17 protein-coding genes are annotated in these 16524 nt (G+C 67.1%); 5 read left to right on the top strand and 12 right to left on the bottom strand.

Going from position 1 to position 16524, the window contains the following annotated elements; translation table 11 throughout:
* Positions 1 to 29: 29 nt before the first annotated feature.
* On the top strand, positions 30 to 1133 hold the full coding sequence (locus B6S44_RS04240; RefSeq protein ID WP_129155472.1) for a CaiB/BaiF CoA transferase family protein: 1104 nt from the start codon (positions 30 to 32) through the stop codon (positions 1131 to 1133).
* A 3-nt stretch (positions 1134 to 1136) separates the two neighbouring features.
* On the opposite strand, the gene B6S44_RS04235 is transcribed toward B6S44_RS04240, so the two are convergent.
* A complete protein-coding gene (locus B6S44_RS04235) occupies positions 1137 to 2309 on the bottom strand; it encodes a UbiH/UbiF family hydroxylase (protein WP_129155471.1) in 1173 nt (390 codons plus the stop codon).
* 179 nt (positions 2310 to 2488) lie between these two features.
* Between B6S44_RS04235 and B6S44_RS04230 the strand changes: the two genes are divergently transcribed.
* From B6S44_RS04230 to B6S44_RS04220, 3 genes are all read left to right on the top strand, one after another.
* Positions 2489 to 3460, top strand: a complete 972-nt coding sequence (locus tag B6S44_RS04230) for a quinone oxidoreductase family protein (RefSeq protein ID WP_129155470.1) — start codon at positions 2489 to 2491, stop codon at positions 3458 to 3460.
* Between the two features lie 88 nt (positions 3461 to 3548).
* A complete protein-coding gene (locus B6S44_RS04225; RefSeq protein WP_129155469.1) occupies positions 3549 to 4613 on the top strand; it encodes a hypothetical protein in 1065 nt (354 codons plus the stop codon).
* A gap of 103 nt (positions 4614 to 4716) precedes the next feature.
* On the top strand, positions 4717 to 4959 hold the full coding sequence (locus B6S44_RS04220) for a hypothetical protein (protein ID WP_129155468.1): 243 nt from the start codon (positions 4717 to 4719) through the stop codon (positions 4957 to 4959).
* Between the two features lie 12 nt (positions 4960 to 4971).
* On the opposite strand, the gene rimO is transcribed toward B6S44_RS04220, so the two are convergent.
* Positions 4972 to 6291, bottom strand: coding sequence for a 30S ribosomal protein S12 methylthiotransferase RimO (gene rimO / locus B6S44_RS04215; protein WP_129155467.1), 1320 nt, complete (start codon positions 6289 to 6291; stop codon positions 4972 to 4974).
* A 309-nt stretch (positions 6292 to 6600) separates the two neighbouring features.
* On the opposite strand from rimO, the gene B6S44_RS04210 reads away from it, so the two are divergent.
* Entirely contained in the window at positions 6601 to 7134 is a 534-nt protein-coding gene (locus B6S44_RS04210; protein WP_129155466.1) for a hypothetical protein, read from the top strand.
* Between the two features lie 27 nt (positions 7135 to 7161).
* Here the strand turns inward: B6S44_RS04210 and B6S44_RS04205 are convergent, their stop codons facing one another.
* The 10 genes from B6S44_RS04205 to B6S44_RS04165 all read right to left on the bottom strand — a co-directional run bounded on the left by B6S44_RS04205 (position 7162) and on the right by B6S44_RS04165 (position 16524).
* Positions 7162 to 8025: a sulfurtransferase gene (locus B6S44_RS04205; protein ID WP_129155465.1), complete on the bottom strand. Its 864-nt coding sequence runs from the start codon at positions 8023 to 8025 to the stop codon at positions 7162 to 7164.
* A complete protein-coding gene (locus B6S44_RS04200; protein WP_129155464.1) occupies positions 8022 to 8459 on the bottom strand; it encodes an OsmC family protein in 438 nt (145 codons plus the stop codon). Before B6S44_RS04200 ends, B6S44_RS04205 begins: the two co-directional genes overlap by 4 nt.
* A 186-nt stretch (positions 8460 to 8645) precedes the next feature.
* On the bottom strand, positions 8646 to 9692 hold the full coding sequence (locus B6S44_RS04195; RefSeq protein ID WP_129155463.1) for a sulfate/molybdate ABC transporter ATP-binding protein: 1047 nt from the start codon (positions 9690 to 9692) through the stop codon (positions 8646 to 8648).
* A gap of 12 nt (positions 9693 to 9704) precedes the next feature.
* Positions 9705 to 10598: a sulfate ABC transporter permease subunit CysW gene (gene cysW, locus B6S44_RS04190; protein ID WP_129155462.1), complete on the bottom strand. Its 894-nt coding sequence runs from the start codon at positions 10596 to 10598 to the stop codon at positions 9705 to 9707.
* On the bottom strand, positions 10591 to 11436 hold the full coding sequence (gene cysT, locus B6S44_RS04185; protein WP_129155461.1) for a sulfate ABC transporter permease subunit CysT: 846 nt from the start codon (positions 11434 to 11436) through the stop codon (positions 10591 to 10593). Before cysT ends, cysW begins: the two co-directional genes overlap by 8 nt.
* Positions 11437 to 11439: 3 nt before the next feature.
* The gene (locus B6S44_RS04180) at positions 11440 to 12477 is read right to left on the bottom strand and encodes a sulfate ABC transporter substrate-binding protein (protein WP_129155460.1); all 1038 of its coding nucleotides are present in this window, start codon (positions 12475 to 12477) and stop codon (positions 11440 to 11442) included.
* 173 nt (positions 12478 to 12650) lie between these two features.
* A complete protein-coding gene (gene cysG / locus B6S44_RS04175) occupies positions 12651 to 14108 on the bottom strand; it encodes a siroheme synthase CysG (protein WP_129155459.1) in 1458 nt (485 codons plus the stop codon).
* Positions 14105 to 14272: a hypothetical protein gene (locus B6S44_RS29250; protein WP_164985716.1), complete on the bottom strand. Its 168-nt coding sequence runs from the start codon at positions 14270 to 14272 to the stop codon at positions 14105 to 14107. Before B6S44_RS29250 ends, cysG begins: the two co-directional genes overlap by 4 nt.
* A gap of 76 nt (positions 14273 to 14348) precedes the next feature.
* Positions 14349 to 14867 carry a DUF934 domain-containing protein gene (locus tag B6S44_RS04170; RefSeq protein ID WP_129155458.1) on the bottom strand — a complete coding sequence of 173 codons (519 nt, stop codon included), beginning with the start codon at positions 14865 to 14867 and terminating at the stop codon, positions 14349 to 14351.
* Positions 14854 to 16524 carry a nitrite/sulfite reductase gene (locus B6S44_RS04165; protein WP_129155457.1) on the bottom strand — a complete coding sequence of 557 codons (1671 nt, stop codon included), beginning with the start codon at positions 16522 to 16524 and terminating at the stop codon, positions 14854 to 14856. Before B6S44_RS04165 ends, B6S44_RS04170 begins: the two co-directional genes overlap by 14 nt.

Genomic DNA, 16524 nt, shown 5'->3' with positions numbered 1-16524 from the left:
CGCACGGGCCTGCCTTTCCGGGCCTATCGATGCAGCCGCTCTCCGATCTCCTCGTTCTCGATTTCTCGACCCTGTTGCCCGGCCCGCTGGCGAGCCTCTTCCTCGCCGAGGCGGGCGCGCGCGTGATCCGGATCGAGCGGCCGGAGGGTGAGGACATGCGCCGTTTCCCGCCGCGCTTCGGCGAGACCTCCGCCCCCTTCGCCGCGCTCAACCGAGGCAAGCAGAGCCTCGCTATCGACCTCAAGGCGCCAGATGCGCTGACGGGGCTGACGCGATTGATCGAGCAGGCCGACATCGTCATCGAGCAGTTCAGGCCCGGCGTGATGGCCCGTCTTGGCTTCGGCTATGAGGCGCTGAAGGCGCTCAATCCCCGGCTGGTCTACTGCTCGATCAGCGGCTACGGCCAGGAGGGCCCGCGCGCCTTCGAGGCCGGCCACGACATCAACTACCAGGCGATCGGCGGCCTCCTCGGCCAGTCGCTCGCGCATGGCAGGGCAGCGCCCCTGCCGCCAACCCTGGTCGCCGACATTGCCGGCGGCGCGATGCCGGCGGTCATCAACATCCTGCTCGCCTTGCGTGAGCGCGACCGCTCCGGCCAGGGCTGCCATCTCGACATCGCAATGACCGACGCGATGCTCGCCTTCTCCTGGTATGCGCTGGCGCAGGGCCAGGCGTCGGGCCGCTATCCAGCAGGCGGGGAGGGGCTGCTCACCGGCGCCAGCCCGCGCTATGGCCTCTATGCGACCGCCGATGGCTGGTTCCTCGCCGTCGGCGCGCTCGAGGACAAGTTCTGGGCGAGCTTCTGCGAGGGCATTGGCCTCGCCGACCATCTGCGAGACGACCGGCGCGATCCGGCGGCGACGCATGCGGCTGTCACCGAGATCATCGCATCGCGACCGGCAGAACACTGGCGGGCGACAATCGAGCCTCTCGACTGCTGTTGCACTGTGATCCGGACACTCGACGAAGCACTGGCCGATCCGCAGCTGACGGCGCGCGGTCTGCTCGACCGGCAGGTCGAGGAACCGGGCGGGCGACGTATGGTCTCGACGCCGCTGCCGCTCGCGCCTGTCTTCCGCAATGCCGCGCCGGCACTGCGGGCAAGCCCGCCGATCGGCGACTACGAAATCTGAGCCTCAGCCCGCCGCGGTGCCGCCGGCAAGGCCATGCCGCATGACGAGGCGACGCAGCGGCGCGATTCGCGATAGCGCGAGCAAGCCGGCGCCGCGCATCAGGTCGGCTGGCAACAGATCGGTCAGCAAGGTCCGGTTGAGCGCATCGACGGCGCCAGTGCGCAAGCGGACATCGGCCTGACGCGAGCGGTCGTAAGCGGCGAGCGTCGTCTCCTCGCCGGGATCCTCAATGCCGCCAACCGCATCGCGCAATGCCACGACGTCGCGCAGGCCGAGATTGAGCCCCTGCGCCCCGATCGGCGGGAAGACATGCGCGGCCTCGCCAATCAGCGCCATGCGCGCGGCGGCGAAACGATCGACCGACAAGCCACCCATCGGCACGCGGCCGCGGGGGCCTGCGAGCGTCAGCGCGCCAAGGATCGAATGGGTCTGGCGTTCGACCGCACGGGCGAAGGCGATATCGTCGAGTCCCGCAATGCGCTCGGCCTCGCCGGGCTCGAGCAGCCAGACCAGCGAAGAGCGCCGGCCGGACATCGGCACCAGCGTGCACGGGCCGGAGCGGGTGTGGAACTCGGTCGAGGCGTCCTGGTGCTCGCGGCGATGACTCAGGATCGCAGTCAGCGCCACCTGCGGATAGCTCCAGTCGCGCGCTGCAATGCCGGCGGCCTCCCTGACGCGCGACTTGCGGCCATCGGCGCCGACGACCAGCCGCGCCTCGACCGGTGTGAACCCGTCGCCGGCCAATCGGACGACGTCGCCGCCCGCCACGATCTCCGTCACGGCCTGCGGGATCATGCGGATGCGCGGTTCCGTTGCTGCCTTCGCCGCCATCGCCTCGACCAGCACCGCGTTCTCGACATTCCAGCCGAAGGCCGGCAGGCCGAGCTCGGCGGCCTTGAACTCGACCGGCGGCTGGCGGAACAGGCTGCCGGTGTCGTCGACCAGCCGCATCACCGCGAGCGGAGCAGCGACCGCGTCGAGCGCCCCTGTCAGCCCGAGCGCTTCGAGCAGCCGCCAGGAGCCGTCGAGCAGGGCGACGGTGCGGCCATCGCGCGGCGCGCCCGCTGGCCCAAACAGCACGACGTCGCGTCCGGCAGAGGCCAGCGCGAGCGCTGCCGCGAGCCCGACCGCTCCAGCTCCGACGATGGCGATGTCGCAATGCTGCTGGTTCGTCATGCACTTTCGGTAGCCGATGCCGGCGTCACTGGCGAGCGCGCGCTTGCCGCAGGATGGTGGCGCCTATGCAAATTCGCCAGCACGGTTGGCGCTGAATGCCGGTCCCGGATGCAGCGCGGCCGTTGCGCCGAAGGATGGCAAGTCCCTATCGTCGGCCACAGCAACATCAGGAGATCGTCATGGCGAAAGCTATCCGCGTACACAAGACCGGTGGGCCCGAGGTTCTGCAGCTGGAAGAGATCAGCCTCCCGGTGCCGGGGCCGGGCGAGATCCTGATCCGCAACCGCGCCATCGGGCTGAACTTCATCGACACCTATTTCCGCACCGGGCTCTATCCGGCGCCGCTGCCGTTCACGCTCGGCAATGAATCGGCCGGAGACGTGCTTGCCGTCGGCCCAGATGTCACCGAGTTCAAACCGGGCGATCGCATCGCCGTCGTCGCATCCCATGGCGCCTATGCCGAGGAGCGCATCGTTCCGGCCTCGGCCGTGGTCGCCTTGCCCGAGAATGTCTCCTACGAGGCCGCCGCCAGCATGCTGCTGAAGGGGCTGACGGCCGAATACCTGCTTCACCGCACCTATCCGGTGAAGCCGGGTGACACGATCCTCGTCCATGCCGCGGCCGGCGGCACCGGCTCGATCCTCTGCCAATGGGGCAAGGCGCTGGGCGCGACCGTGATCGGAACCGTCGGCAGCAAGGAAAAGGCCGAGCTCGCCAAGGCGAACAAGGCCGACCACGTCATCCTCTATCGCGACGAGGACGTTCCGGCGCGCGTCAAGGAGATCACCGGCGGCCAGCGCTGCGACGTCGTCTATGACGGCGTCGGCAAGGACACCTTCATGGCCTCGCTCGATTCGCTGAAGCCTTTCGGCCTGCTGGCGAGCTTCGGAAACGCCTCGGGCGCGGTAGAGGCCTTCAATCTCGGCATCCTCTCGGCGAAGGGCTCGCTCTATGTCACCCGCCCGACGATGAACACGCACACGGCCAAGCGCGAGACTCTGGTCGCGATGGCGAAGAACCTGTTCGAGGCCGTCGGCTCCGGCAAGGTCAGCGTCGCGATCAACGCCCGCTTCGCGCTGAAGGACGCTGCCGAGGCGCACCGGGCGCTGGAAGGGCGCGGCACCACGGGCTCGACCGTGATCGTGCCTTAGACGGCGGCGCAATTTCCGCCTGAATCCAGCGGTAAGCGGAAGATCGGTCCGGCCATCTGGCCGGGCCGTTATCGTTTCGGGGATTCGATTGCACATCGCCAGGCTCGCTGTCGCGCCGGTCCTGATCGTCGCTCTGGTGTCGGCGGGGATAACGGTCGTCCCGCCGGCGCTTCACCACTGGCGACTGCATCGCGCCGCGGACGATCCGGCAGAATTGTCGCGGCTGCGCCTTGACGGTGTCGCCACGGCGGATCGCCTCACCCACGAGATCGATCGGGCGGTTGCAGCCGGCGATCTCGATCTCGCCGAAAACTTCGTCGCGCTCGCAGCCGAACGCGGGATCGCCATCGCGCCCGAGCCGCTCGCGCGGATCGCAGTTTTGCGCGAGACTGCGCTGACGCGGGCCGTTTCCGATTTCGGGCACGGCTTCATCGCAGGTGATCGCGAGAGCGATGCCGCCTTCGCCGGCGCAATGGTCGGCGACATCAGCGGCTTCGGTGATCTGCGCGACCTTGCCCGCGAGGGGCGCAAGCTTGCTGGCGGCGAACAGGTGGATGAGACGGTGATGGCGCTCGCCGCGGTCGGTCTTGCGATCAGCGCCGCAACCTGGATCAGCCTCGGCGGTGGCCTTCCTGCCCGCGGCGGCCTCAGCGCCGTCAAGGCGGCGAGCAAGGCGAAACTGCTCTCGCCGGCACTCACCGCGAACCTTGGCCGCATGGCAACGGGCGCGGTCGACCGGCCGGCCCTGACGGCGAGCCTCGGCGCGGCAGCACGCCTGGACCTTGCGGCAGCGAAAGCGGCCGCAGGCGGCATCGTCCGGCCGGCTGCGCTGGCCCGCTTCACCGCACTCGGCCAGGATGCGGGCGCGCTCTATGCCCGTACCGGTCAGCGCGGTCTGCGTCAGGTGCTCGCCATCGCCGAGGATGCCGGGGACGTCGGCAGGGCGGCGAAGCTCGCGGCGGCCAAGCCGTCGACAGCACGCGCGGTCCTCAAGCTGCTTGGGCGCTCGGCGCTGGTGCTCGGCGCGCTCAGCTTGCAGGCAGCCGGCTGGATACTGGCTCTGCTCGGCTACGCATTGGCCATCGCCATGGCAGCGCAACGCTTCGGCTGGTGGCTCGGGCGACTGGGCCGGGCCCGCCACGCCACCGTCTGACGGGCTGCGCTTTCTGCAGAAAAGCGAAAATTCCGAAATCGAAACGCGAAATCCGTTCTGGAACGGTCAAGGAGGAGGCAACACCCCTTCCGGATCCCGCGTCATGAAACGTCATCTGCGCCACGCCGGTCTTTGCCTCTCCTGCCTGACCGTCCTCAGTGTCGGCGCGGCGCAGTTTGCTGCCAAGGCGGAGTGGGAGATGTCGCAGTCGGGATCAGCGATCACCGCTCCCGTCGTCCGGATGGAGCGTCCCCGCCTGACACGCCCTGTCGAACCCAAGCGCAATGTCTGCCCGCGCTCAATCCGCCTCGTCGAAGCCGATCCGTCGCATGCCGGCACCGCCTGAACCGAAATTGGCTCAGACCGCGATGCCGTGCAGGTCGTAGGCGTCGGCACGCTCGATCTTCACCGTGACGATATCGCCCGGCCGGAGCGGTCGGCGGCTCGACACATAGACATTGCCGTCGATCTCCGGCGCGTCCCATTTCGAGCGGCCCTTGGCGACGGTCGGCCCGGCCTCGTCGATGATCACCGGGATGCGCTTGCCGACGCGGCCCTTGACGATCCGCGCCGAGACCTCGGCCTGCGTCTTCATGAAGCGATGCCAGCGTGCCTCCTTCTCGTCCTCCGCGACCGGCGGCAGGCCGAGATCATTGGCCGTCGCGCCCTTGACCGGCTCGTATTTGAAGCAGCCGACGCGCTCCAGCTTCGCTTCCTTAAGCCAGCCGAGCAGGAAGTCGACATCGTCCTCGGTCTCGCCGGGGAAGCCGACGATGAAGGTCGAGCGGATGGCGAGGTCGGGGCAGATCTCGCGCCACTTCCTGATCCGCTCCAGCGTCTTCTCGTGGTGGGCCGGCCGACGCATCGCCTTCAATACGGCCGGCGAGGCGTGCTGGAACGGAATGTCGAGATAGGGCAGCACATTGCCCTCCGCCATCAGCGGGATGACCTCGTCGACATGCGGATACGGGTAGACATAGTGCATCCGGACCCAGACGCCCATCTGGCCGAGCTCGCGCGCCAGTTCGAAGAAGCGGGTACGGACCTCGCGATCCTTCCACATCGACGGCGCGTATTTGATGTCGAGCCCATAGGCGCTGGTGTCCTGCGAAATCACCAGCAATTCCTTGACGCCGGCCTTGACCAGCTTCTCGGCCTCGCGGAGCACCTCGCCGATAGGCCGCGAGACCAGGTCGCCGCGCAATTTCGGGATGATGCAGAAGCTGCAGCGATTATTGCAGCCTTCTGAGATCTTTAGATATGCGTAGTGCCGCGGCGTCAGCTTGATGCCCTGGTCCGGGACGAGGTCGAGGAAAGGGTCGTGCTTGGGCGGCACGGCCTGGTGCACCGCCGAGACGACGCTCTCATAAGCCTGCGGGCCGGTGATCGCGAGCAGGTTCGGGAAGGCGTCGCGGATCTGCTCGGGCTCGGCGCCCATGCAGCCGGTGACGATGACCTTGCCGTTCTCGGCCATGGCCGAGCCGATCGCCTCCAGCGATTCCTGCTTGGCGCTGTCGAGGAAGCCGCAGGTGTTGACGATGACGACGTCGGCGCCCGCATGGCTCTTGCTGAGCTCATAGCCCTCCGAGCGCAGCGAGGTGATGATGCGTTCGGAATCGACGAGTGCCTTGGGGCACCCGAGCGAGACGAACGAGATTTTCGGCGCGACGGCATTCATCGGCAGCGGAACTCAAAAACGGAGAGAGGAATAGCGCGGCAGGGCCGGCGCGTTGGCGCTTCCTTTGATCCTTTTTGGACGAATTTGCAAATGCGCAGCCCTTCAGGGCGGCCCTGCCGAGGCCGCGGCTCAATATCCGCTACCGCACGGCAATTCGAAATTCCCGGCTATCGCGCGAAAAGCGCTGAAATCGCGACAAATCCAAATCATCCTCCCGGCGATATCTGCCTGAGTGGCCGCGCCGGAAGAAGCCTAACGCCCAAGCGCAGTGGCAAGAGCCGCCGCGCAACCCCGATCAGGAGGCCGGCTATGGCTACGATTTCGTTCACCTCGCGCTCGACATTGCTGGCGCTCTGCCTGTGCGCGACTCCTCTGGCATCCGCTTCCGCCAGCGAAGGCGGCGGTGGTGGCGGTGGAGGGGGAGGCGGCGGCGATGATCGCTGGGCAGTCTTCCACAATCAGCCGCGGCTCGGCCAACAGCCTGCCGCCAGCTATGCCCATCCGGGCCGAGTCGGCAATGCGCGCCCTGGCGGCGGAGGCGGCGCCAGGCCGCATCAGGTCGGCGTAGCCTCGGCCGAAACTGTTCTGCCAGACGGCACGCGCGTCCGCTCCGTTGGACTCGCCAGCGGCGACCGTTTCGTCACCACGGTGACGCCGGATGGCGTCGTCCGCACCGGCTTCCGGCCGGCCGGACAGCGCGCGGACCAACCGGGCGCCCGCAGCCGCACGACCTATAATTCGCAGACCGGCATCACCTCGACCTGGACCACCCAGGCCGACGGCACCCGCGTCGGCGTCCATGTCGACCGCCAGGGTAACCGCGCGGTCTCGACCAGCCGATAGTGCGCGCTGTCCTAGAACCGGGGGCGCTCAGGCGCCCCCGCTCGCGACCGGCCGCTCCGGATCCTGCGTCCAGTCGGTCATTGAGCCGTCATAGAGCGAGACCTCGTCACGGCCGAGCAGCTCCGACATGACGAACCAGTTCAGCGAGGCGGTGTGGCCGGTGTTGCAATAGGACACGGCAGGTCCCGTCGGCACCGAGCCGAACAAGGCAGTAAGATCGCCAAATGGCTTGAAGCGCCCGGTCGCCGGGTCGAAGGCTGCGGCGTAGTCGCGCGAGACGGCACCGGGGATGTGCCCGGGGCGTGCCGCCTCCGCCGCTTTTTCCTTGCCTTCATAATAGCTGGCAGAGCGGGCATCGACGAGCGTCGCCAGCTTGCTGCGCGACGCCACCAGGGTCGCATCGGCAGTGCTGCGCAGCTCCTGCTGCACCACGACAGGATAGGGCGATGCTTGCGTGGGCTTGGCCGGCCCGGTCTCAATCGGAAGCCCCGGCTGAGTTTGCCAGCCCTTGAAGCCACCGTCGAGGATGGCCTGCTGTCCATGGCCGATCAGTTTCAGCGTCCAGTAGACACGGGTAGCGGCGGCGAGGTCGCTGGCGGTGAGCCCGGCCGGCACGATCACGACCTTGCTCGGCGGTGTGATGCCGAGCCGTCCCGTAAGCTCGGCGAGATGGTCGAGCGGCGGCAGCATGCCGGGCGCATTGCCGACCTTGGCGCGCCAACCATCGGCGGCGTAATCGCTGTGCACTGCGCCGGGGATGTGGCCGGCCTCGAAGGCCTGGCGCCCGCCCTCGGCGGCGGCGCGAATGTCGATGATGACGAGACCTGGCGAGCCCAGCGCTTCGGCCAGGGCTTTGGGAGATACCAGCCCCGAAGTCGGGATATCCGTCATTCCGCGGCCTCCTGTTGCAGTTCGTCGATGACAACGAGCGAAGTGGTCATCTCGGCGGTCGCCCCCAGCATGATCGAAGCGGAACAGTATTTTTCCTTCGACAATGTGACGGCGCGTTCGGCCTTGGCCTGCGACAGGCCGCGGCCGCTGACACGATAGGCAATGTGAATCCTGGTAAAGACCTTGGGATCTTCGCTCGCCCGCTCGGCCTCGACCTCGACTTCGCAGCCCGTGACGGATTCGCGGCCCTTCTTCAGGATCTGCACCACGTCGAAACCGGTGCAGCCGGCGAGCCCGATCAGCAGCATCTCCATCGGCCGGGTGCCGATATTGCGGCCGCCATATTCAGGCGCACCGTCCATCATCACGGCATGGCCGCTGCCGGCCTCGCCCATGAAGGCCATGCCCTCGACCCATTTCGCCCGCGCCTTCATGGCTGTCTCCTGTCGTCAGAACGTGTCGGGCGACAGGCATAACCCGCGCGAGACCCGAAAGGCGAGGGTGACCTCGTCGCATGTTCCGCAAAAGTGGGAACCACTTTTGCGATAAGAACATGCGCCAACATATTGAGCTGGCGCGAATTCTCATCGCTCGGCCGGGACGGCCGAGCGGAATGCGCGCTAGGCCGCAGCAAACAGGTTGCCATGCGTGATGCGCAGCCGGATGCGCTCGCCGATCGCCGGCGCGACCTGGCTGGCGAGGTCGACATCGAGCCGCTTCGGCAGCCCTTCGACGGCGACCTCGGCACGGCGCAAGGGCCCGTTGCGGCGCAAATGCTCGACCACGCCGGGGAGGGCGAGCGGCGCATCGTCGACGATGCGCAAATGCTGCGGCCGGACATAGAGCGAGGCCGGCCCGCCCAGATTCTGGCGCAGGCCGCCGAGCACCGGCCGGTCCTGGAAGAAGGCCTGGCTGCCGACGACCTTGACCGGCAGATGATTGGCGTCGCCGAGGAACTGGCAGATGAAGGGCGTCGCCGGATGGTCGTAGACGTCGTCGGGCGAGCCGACCTGCTCGAGCCGGCCATCGTGCAGGATCGCGACCCGGTCGGCCAGCTCCAGCGCCTCCTCCTGGTCGTGGGTGACGAAGACGGTGGTGTGGCCGGTGCGCTGATGCAATTGGCGTAGCCAGGCGCGCAGGTCCTTGCGGACCTTGGCATCGAGCGCGCCGAAGGGCTCGTCGAGCAGCAGCACGCGCGGCTCGATCGCCAGCGCCCGGGCGAGCGCGATACGCTGGCGCTGGCCGCCGGAAAGCTGGCTCGGATAGCGCTTCTCAAGCCCCGGCAGCTGGATGAGCTCCAGGAGATCGGAGACGCGCTTCTTGATTTCCGCGGGGCTCGGCCGTTCGGCGCGCGGCCGCGATTTCAGGCCGAAGGCGATGTTCTCGGCGACGCTCATCGTCTTGAACAGCGCATAATGCTGGAAGACGAAGCCGATCCGGCGCTCACGGAGCGAGAGATCGCGTGTATCGGTCTCGCCGAAGAGCACGCGGCCGCGCTCGGCCTGCTCCAAGCCGGCGATGACGCGCAGCAAGGTCGTCTTGCCCGATCCGGAGGGGCCGAGCAGGGCGACGAGCTCGCCCGGCTGAATGTCGAGCGAGACGCCGCGCAAGGCGGGGAAGTTCTGGAAGCGTTTCTCGACGCTTTCGATGGTGACGGCGACCGACATGGGCTCTTCCACTCAATGGCGGCGGCTGGCGGCGATTGAATCCGCAAAGCGCCATTCCAGCACGGTTTTCAGGACGAGCGTGACGAGGGCGAGGCCTGCCAGCAGCGAGGCAACGGCAAAGGCGGCGGCGCCCATATACTCGTTGTAGAGAATCTCGACATGCAGCGGCATGGTGTTGGTCAGGCCGCGGATCTTGCCCGAGACAACGGCAACCGCGCCGAACTCGCCCATGGCGCGGGCGTTGCAGAGCAGGACGCCGTAGAACAGGCTCCATTTCACGTTCGGCAGGGTCACGGTCAGGAAGGTGCGCCAGCCCGAGGCGCCGAGCGTCAGCGCCGCCTCCTCGTCGGCCGACCCGAGCGACTGCATGTGCGGGATCAGCTCGCGCGCGACGAAGGGGAAGGTGACGAAGATCGTCGCCAGCAGGATACCCGGCACGGCGAAGATGATCCTGAGGTCATGCGCCGCGAGCCAGGGGCCGAAATAACCCTGCGCGCCGAAGAGCAGCACGAAGACCAAGCCCGAGATCACCGGCGAGACCGAGAAGGGCAGGTCGATGAAGCTGATCAGGAGGCTCTTGCCCCGGAACTCGAACTTGGCGATCGCCCAGGCTGCCGCCAGTCCGAAGATGACGTTGAACGGTACCGCGATCGCCGCGATGAACAGAGTCAACCGGATCGCCGCCAGCGCGTCGGGCTCGAGGATGGCTTCGCGATAGGCATGCCAGCCACGTGCTCCGGCCTCGACGAAAACCGAAATCAGCGGCAGGAACAGGAACAGGCAGAGGAAGCCGAGCGAGACGGCGACCAGCACGAACTGGACGATGCGGGATTCGCCCGAGACACGGCGCGCCGCGCGGGCAGGAGCGAGGTCCTCGATCTGATAGGGCAGGCTGGCGTCAGACATCGCCGAACCTCCGGCGGGCACGGGCCTGGATCAGATTGACCAGGAGGATCAGCGCAAACGAAAGCAGCAGCATGATCGTCGCGACCACGGCCGCGCCGGCATAGTCGAACTGCTCCAGGCGGATCACAATCAGTAGCGGGGCGATTTCCGAGACCATCGGCACGTTGCCGGCGATGAAGATCACCGAGCCGTACTCGCCGACCGCCCTTGCGAAGGCCAGCACGAAACCGGTCAGCAGCGCCGGCAACACCGGCGGCAGCAGCACGCTGAAGACAGTGCGCCAGCGGCTGGCTCCGAGCAGGGCGGCAGCCTCCTCGATATCGGCCGGCAGCTCTTCCAGCACCGGTTGGATGGTGCGCACGACGAAGGGCAGGCCGATGAAGATCAGCGCCACCATCACCCCGAGCGGCGTATAGGCGACCTTGATGTCATAGGGGGCGAGCAGGGCACCAACCCAGCCATTGGGCGCATAGATCGCCGCCAGCGAGATGCCGGCAACCGCAGTGGGCAAGGCGAAAGGCAGGTCGACCGCGGCATCGATCAGGCGCTTGCCCGGAAACTCGTAGCGCACGAGGACCCACGCGAGGATCAGCCCGAAGACCGCGTTGACTGCCGCCGCGAAGAACGCGCCCCCAAAGGAGAGTTTCAACGCCGCCAGGGTGCGCGGCGAAGTTGCCACCGCCCAGATGTCGGCCGGACCGGCGCTCGCCGCCTTGAGGAACAAGGCGGCGAGGGGAATGAGCACGATCAGCGACAGCGCCGTCACCGTGAGGCCCAGCGCCAGGCCGAAGCCCGGCAGGATGCTGGGCTCGCGCCAGCGGAAGACCGTCGCCGTCATCGCTCAGCGTGCCGGCTTGTAGAGCTGGTCGAAGGTGCCGCCATCACCGAAATGGGCGGGCTGCGCCTTGGCCCAGCCGCCAAAGCTCTCATCGATGGTGACGAGTTCGACCTTCGGGAAGCGGGCGATGTCCTTCGGATCGGCGGCTTCCGGATTACGCGGCCGGTAATAGTGCTTGGCGATGATCGCCTGGCCCTTCGGGGTGTAGAGGAACTCCAAATAGGCCTGCGCCTCGGCGCGGGTGCCCTTGGCGTCGACATTGCCATCGACCACCGTGACCGGCGGCTCGGCCAGGATCGAGAGCGAGGGCACGACGATGTCGAATTTGTCCTCGCCGAACTCCTTCAGCGCGAGGAAGGCTTCGTTCTCCCAGGACAGGAAGACGTCGCCGATACCGCGCTGGGTAAAGGTCGTGGTGGCGCCGCGCGCGCCGGTGTCGAGCACCGGAACATTGGAAAGCAGCTTGCCGATATAGTCGCGGACCTTCGCCTCGTCCTTGTTGAAGGCCTTCTGCGCATAGGCCCAGGCGGCGAGGTAGTTCCAGCGCGCGCCGCCCGAGGTCTTCGGATTCGGCGTGATGATCTGGACACCGGGCTTCACCAGGTCGCCCCAGTCCTTGATCGCCTTTGGATTACCCTTGCGGACCAGGAAGACGATGGTCGAGGTGTAGGGCGAGGAGTTCTGCGGCAGGCGCTTCTGCCAGTCGAGCGGCAGCTTCCTCGAGCGCTCGGCGACCGCATCGATGTCACCGGCGAGCGCCAGCGTCAGCACATCGGCGTTGAGCCCGTCGATAACGGTGCGGGCCTGCGCGCCCGAGCCGCCATGCGACTGCCGAATCGTGCTGATCTTCTTGGCGTTCTTGCCGTTCCAGTCGGCGATGAAGGCCGCATTGATCTCGCGATAGAGCTCGCGGGTCGGATCATAGGAGACGTTGAGCAGTTCGGTCTGGGCGCGGGCACCAGTGATAACGCCGAAGCATAGTGCGAAGGCTCCGAGCGTCAGGCCAGCCTGCAGCAGGCGGTGAAGTCTCTGTCGCGTCATCTCAGTGCTCCGTGCTGAACAGGTCCGGAAACCGTTGAAACGGTTCAAAACTGTTCTGAAAAACAAACAGAACGTACTGAATTGGCGGTCATCGCTCAACTGGTGGCGGCAGTAGAGCTCTTCCAAACTTTTCACGCCAGAGAGAAAACGCATCTCCGGTGTTTTGGTTCGGCTCAGCCTTGCGCCAATTTTCCGCTGGCGGCAGCCGGCAAGGCGGCACCCATCGCATGGCCGATCAGGACCAGGACCGGCCCCTTGCTCGGAAGCTCTCCAAGCCGCTCCGGCAGTTCCGCGATCGAGGTGGCGATCCGCGTCTCCGCCGGCGTTGTCGCGCCGAGAACGGCGATCGCCGGCGTCGCCGGATCGAGCCCGGCGGCGAGCGCCTTCTCGCGGAACAGCGGCAGGGTAGCGCGCGCCATGTAGAGCGCCGTGGTCGCGGCCGGATCGGCGAGGGCTTTCCAGTCGAGATCCTGTGGCAGCTTGCCGTCACGGGCATGGCCGGTGACGAATTGCAGCCGGCGGGCATGATCGCGATGGGTCAGCGACAGGCCGAGCGAGGCCGCCGCGCCCTGCGCCGCCGAAATGCCAGGCACGATCGCGACCGGGATGCCGGCGCGATGACAAGCCTCGATCTCCTCGCCGGCGCGTCCGAAGATACCGGGATCGCCACCCTTGAGCCGCACGACATGCTTGCCCTGGCCGGCGAGCGAAACGAGCATCGCGTTGATGTCGTCCTGCTTGACCGCCAGACCATAGCCCTGCTTGCCGACCAGCATGCGCTTGGCCTCTCGCCGCGCGAGCTCAAGCACACCGGCCGAGACCAGGTCGTCGTAGAGGATGATGTCAGCGCTCTGCAGCACCCGGACCGCCTTCAGCGTCAGCAGCTCCGGATCGCCCGGCCCGGCGCCGACCAGCGTGACACGGCCATGCGAAGCGCCGGTCCGCTCGATCTCTTCGAGCGCGGCGGAAAGGCTGTCCCGGTCACTCTCGTCGGGCCGGCGCTGCGGCTCGGCGAGGGCGCGGCTGGTGAAGCGCTCCCAGAAATCGCGGCGCAGCGGGAAGGAAAGTTCGCGCGCCTTGACCAGCGGGCGCCAGTCATGCGCCGCCTGCGCCCAGGCCTTGAGGCCCGCCGGCAACAGCGCCTCGATCTTGGCCCGGATCGCCTGGCCGAAGACGGGGGCGGCACCATCGGTCGAGATTGCAACCACGAGCGGCGAGCGGTTAACCAGCGAACCGAAGGCGAAATCGCAGAATTCGGGCTTGTCGACGACATTGACCGGCACGCCGGACTGCCGGGCGGCGGCGGCGAAGGCCTTGGCTTCGTCGAGGGAATCGATGTCGGCGATGGCGAGCGCGGCTCCATCGAGATCATCAGCCTGCCAGGCACGCGGCAACACCGTCACCGAACCGGCCGGCGGATCGGCCGCAAGGCCAGCGAAAATCTCAGGGTTGTGGTCCGCAAGGATCAGCAGATTGCTGCCTGCCGCCGCGAGCAATTCGGCCTTCCAGAGCGCGCCCTCGCTCGCGCCCGCGAGCACGACCTTGCGCCCCTCCAGCTTGTGGAAGAGCGGCAGGGTCGCGAGCCGTTCAATCCGGCGCGGGGCGATTGTCTCCGGGCGTCTTGCGCTCATCTTTGCGTCGCTGCGGCCTTCACATCGGGTTGCGTCCGGGTGTCGCCCGCAGGTGGCATGAACAACCACAGACCGGCAAGCACCAGGATGATAAGCCGGAAGCAAAGATCGAACCAGCGCTCGCGCGGGCCGGGAGCGGAATGGTTCAGGGCGTCGTTCAGCATGGCCTCCTCCCATTCATCGTCGCTATGGCGGTCGGCCGGCCGCCGCAGGCTGGGTTGGGCCGAACCGTGCATCGTCTCAGCTCGCCGCAGCATGTTTCAGCCGGGCCGAGCGGCGCCGGTCGAGGATGTTGCCGCTGTCGCCATAGCCGCGCTGATAGCCATGGCTGATCTGGCCGAGCGCCCGGGTCCATTGCTCGACTGGTTGGCGCGCGGCGCTCGCCTCGGGCAATTCGACCTCGTCGAAGCCGCAGGCCAGCGTATAGGCGAACTGATCGACGATCAGCGGGCCGCTGGCGCGCAGCGTGCCGGTGAAGCCGTGGTTGCGGATCAGCCGCGCCAGGCTGAAACCGCGCCCGTCGCCGAAGGAGGGGAAGCTGATCGCGATCAGCGAGAGCTGCCGCATCATCAGCTTCAGCTCGGGAATGCGGACGGTGTTGGGGATGACGACGCCGATGCGCTGGTCGCGCGTCTTCTGCGCCAGCGCCTCCGGAAGCACCTCCCAGGTGACGAGCGCATGCGAGAGATTGTCGATCGCAGCGCCTTCGCTGCGCGTCCAGGTCTCGGTCTTGGCGCCGTGACGATCAAGCAACGGCATGGCTGACCTCCTGGAAAGCCGCCTTGAAGGGCGCAAGCCCGATCCGGCGGACATTGTCGATGAAGCTCTCGCCCTGCTGGCGCTGGGCCAGGTAGACCGAAACGATACGCTCGATCGCATCCGGCACGTCCTCGGCCGCCAGACCGGGGCCGAGAATCTCGCCGATCGCCGCGTTCTCGGTCGCGTCGCCGCCAAGCGTGATCTGGTAGGATTCGATGCCGCGCTTCTCGAGTCCGAGAATGCCGATATGGCCGACATGGTGATGGCCGCAGGCATTGATGCAGCCGGAGATCTTGATGTTGAGCTCGCCGATCTCCTTCTGCCGGACGGGGTCGGCGAAGCGCTGCGCCAGCGCCTGCGCAATCGGGATCGAGCGGGCCGTCGCCAGCGCGCAATAGTCGAGGCCGGGGCAGGCGATGATGTCGGTGATCAGCCCGGCATTCGCCGTCGCGAGCTCGGCCTCGCCGAGGCGCTGCCAGACGGCGAACAGGTCCGACAGCTTCACCTGCGGCAGGACGAGGTTCTGGGCGTGGGTGACGCGGATCTCAGACAGCGAGAATTCATCCGCCAGATCGGCGACGACGCGCATCTGCTCGCTGGTGGCGTCGCCGGGAGGCGCGCCGATCGGCTTCAGCGAGATCGTCAGCGCGGCATAGCCCGGCTGGCGGTGCGGCGTGACATTGGTCTCGACCCAGCGCGCGAAATCGGGATTACCGGCCTTCGCCGCCTCGAAGGCGCCGCTGGTCGCCGGCAGCGCCTCATAGGCCGGCGGCGCGAAATAGGCGGCGATACGCGCGACCTCGGCCGGGTCGGCATTGACGGAAGGGCCGTCGAGCCGGGCGAACTCCTCCTCGACGCGGCGAGAGAACTCCTCGGTGCCGATCTCGTGGACGAGGATCTTGACCCTGGCCTTGTACTTGTTGTCGCGTCGGCCTTCGAGATTGTAGACCCGCATGATCGCCTCGAGATAGGCGAGCAGGTCGGCCTTGGGCAGGAACTCGCGGACGACCTTGCCGATCATCGGGGTACGGCCGAGACCGCCGCCGACGATGACCTCGTAGCCGATCTGGTGCGTGTCGGGATGGCGCAGGATGCGCAGGCCGATATCGTGCGCCTTGATCACGGCGCGGTCATGCGCGGCACCGGTCACCGCGATCTTGAACTTGCGCGGCAGGTAGTCGAACTCGGGATGCAGGCTCGACCATTGCCGGATCAATTCGGCGGTCGGGCGCGGATCCTCGACCTCGTCCTGTGCGACACCAGCGAAATGGTCGGCGGTGACGTTGCGGATGCAATTGCCCGAGGTCTGGATCGCATGCATCTCGACATCGGCGAGCAGATCGAGAATGTCCGGGATGTCGCGCAGCTTCGGCCAGTTGAACTGGAGATTGGTGCGCGTGGTGAAATGGCCGTAGCCGCGATCGTAACGCTCGCCGATCAGCGCGAGCTGGCGCATCTGCTTCGACGACAGCGTGCCGTAGGGGACCGCGATCCGCAGCATATAGGCATGCAGCTGCAGATAGACGCCGTTCTTCAGGCGCAGCGGCTTGAACTCGTCCTCGGTCAGCGACCCGTTCAGCCGACGGCCGACCTGGTCGCGGAACTGCGCGACTCGCTCTCGGACGAAACGCTCGTCGAATTCATCGTAGCGATACAT

This window comes from Allobosea sp. Tri-44, from assembly GCF_004123845.1.
Lineage (GTDB): Bacteria > Pseudomonadota > Alphaproteobacteria > Rhizobiales > Beijerinckiaceae > Allobosea.
The sequence above is the reverse complement of the archived record's forward strand: the minus strand, read 5'-3'. Positions and strand labels throughout refer to the sequence as shown.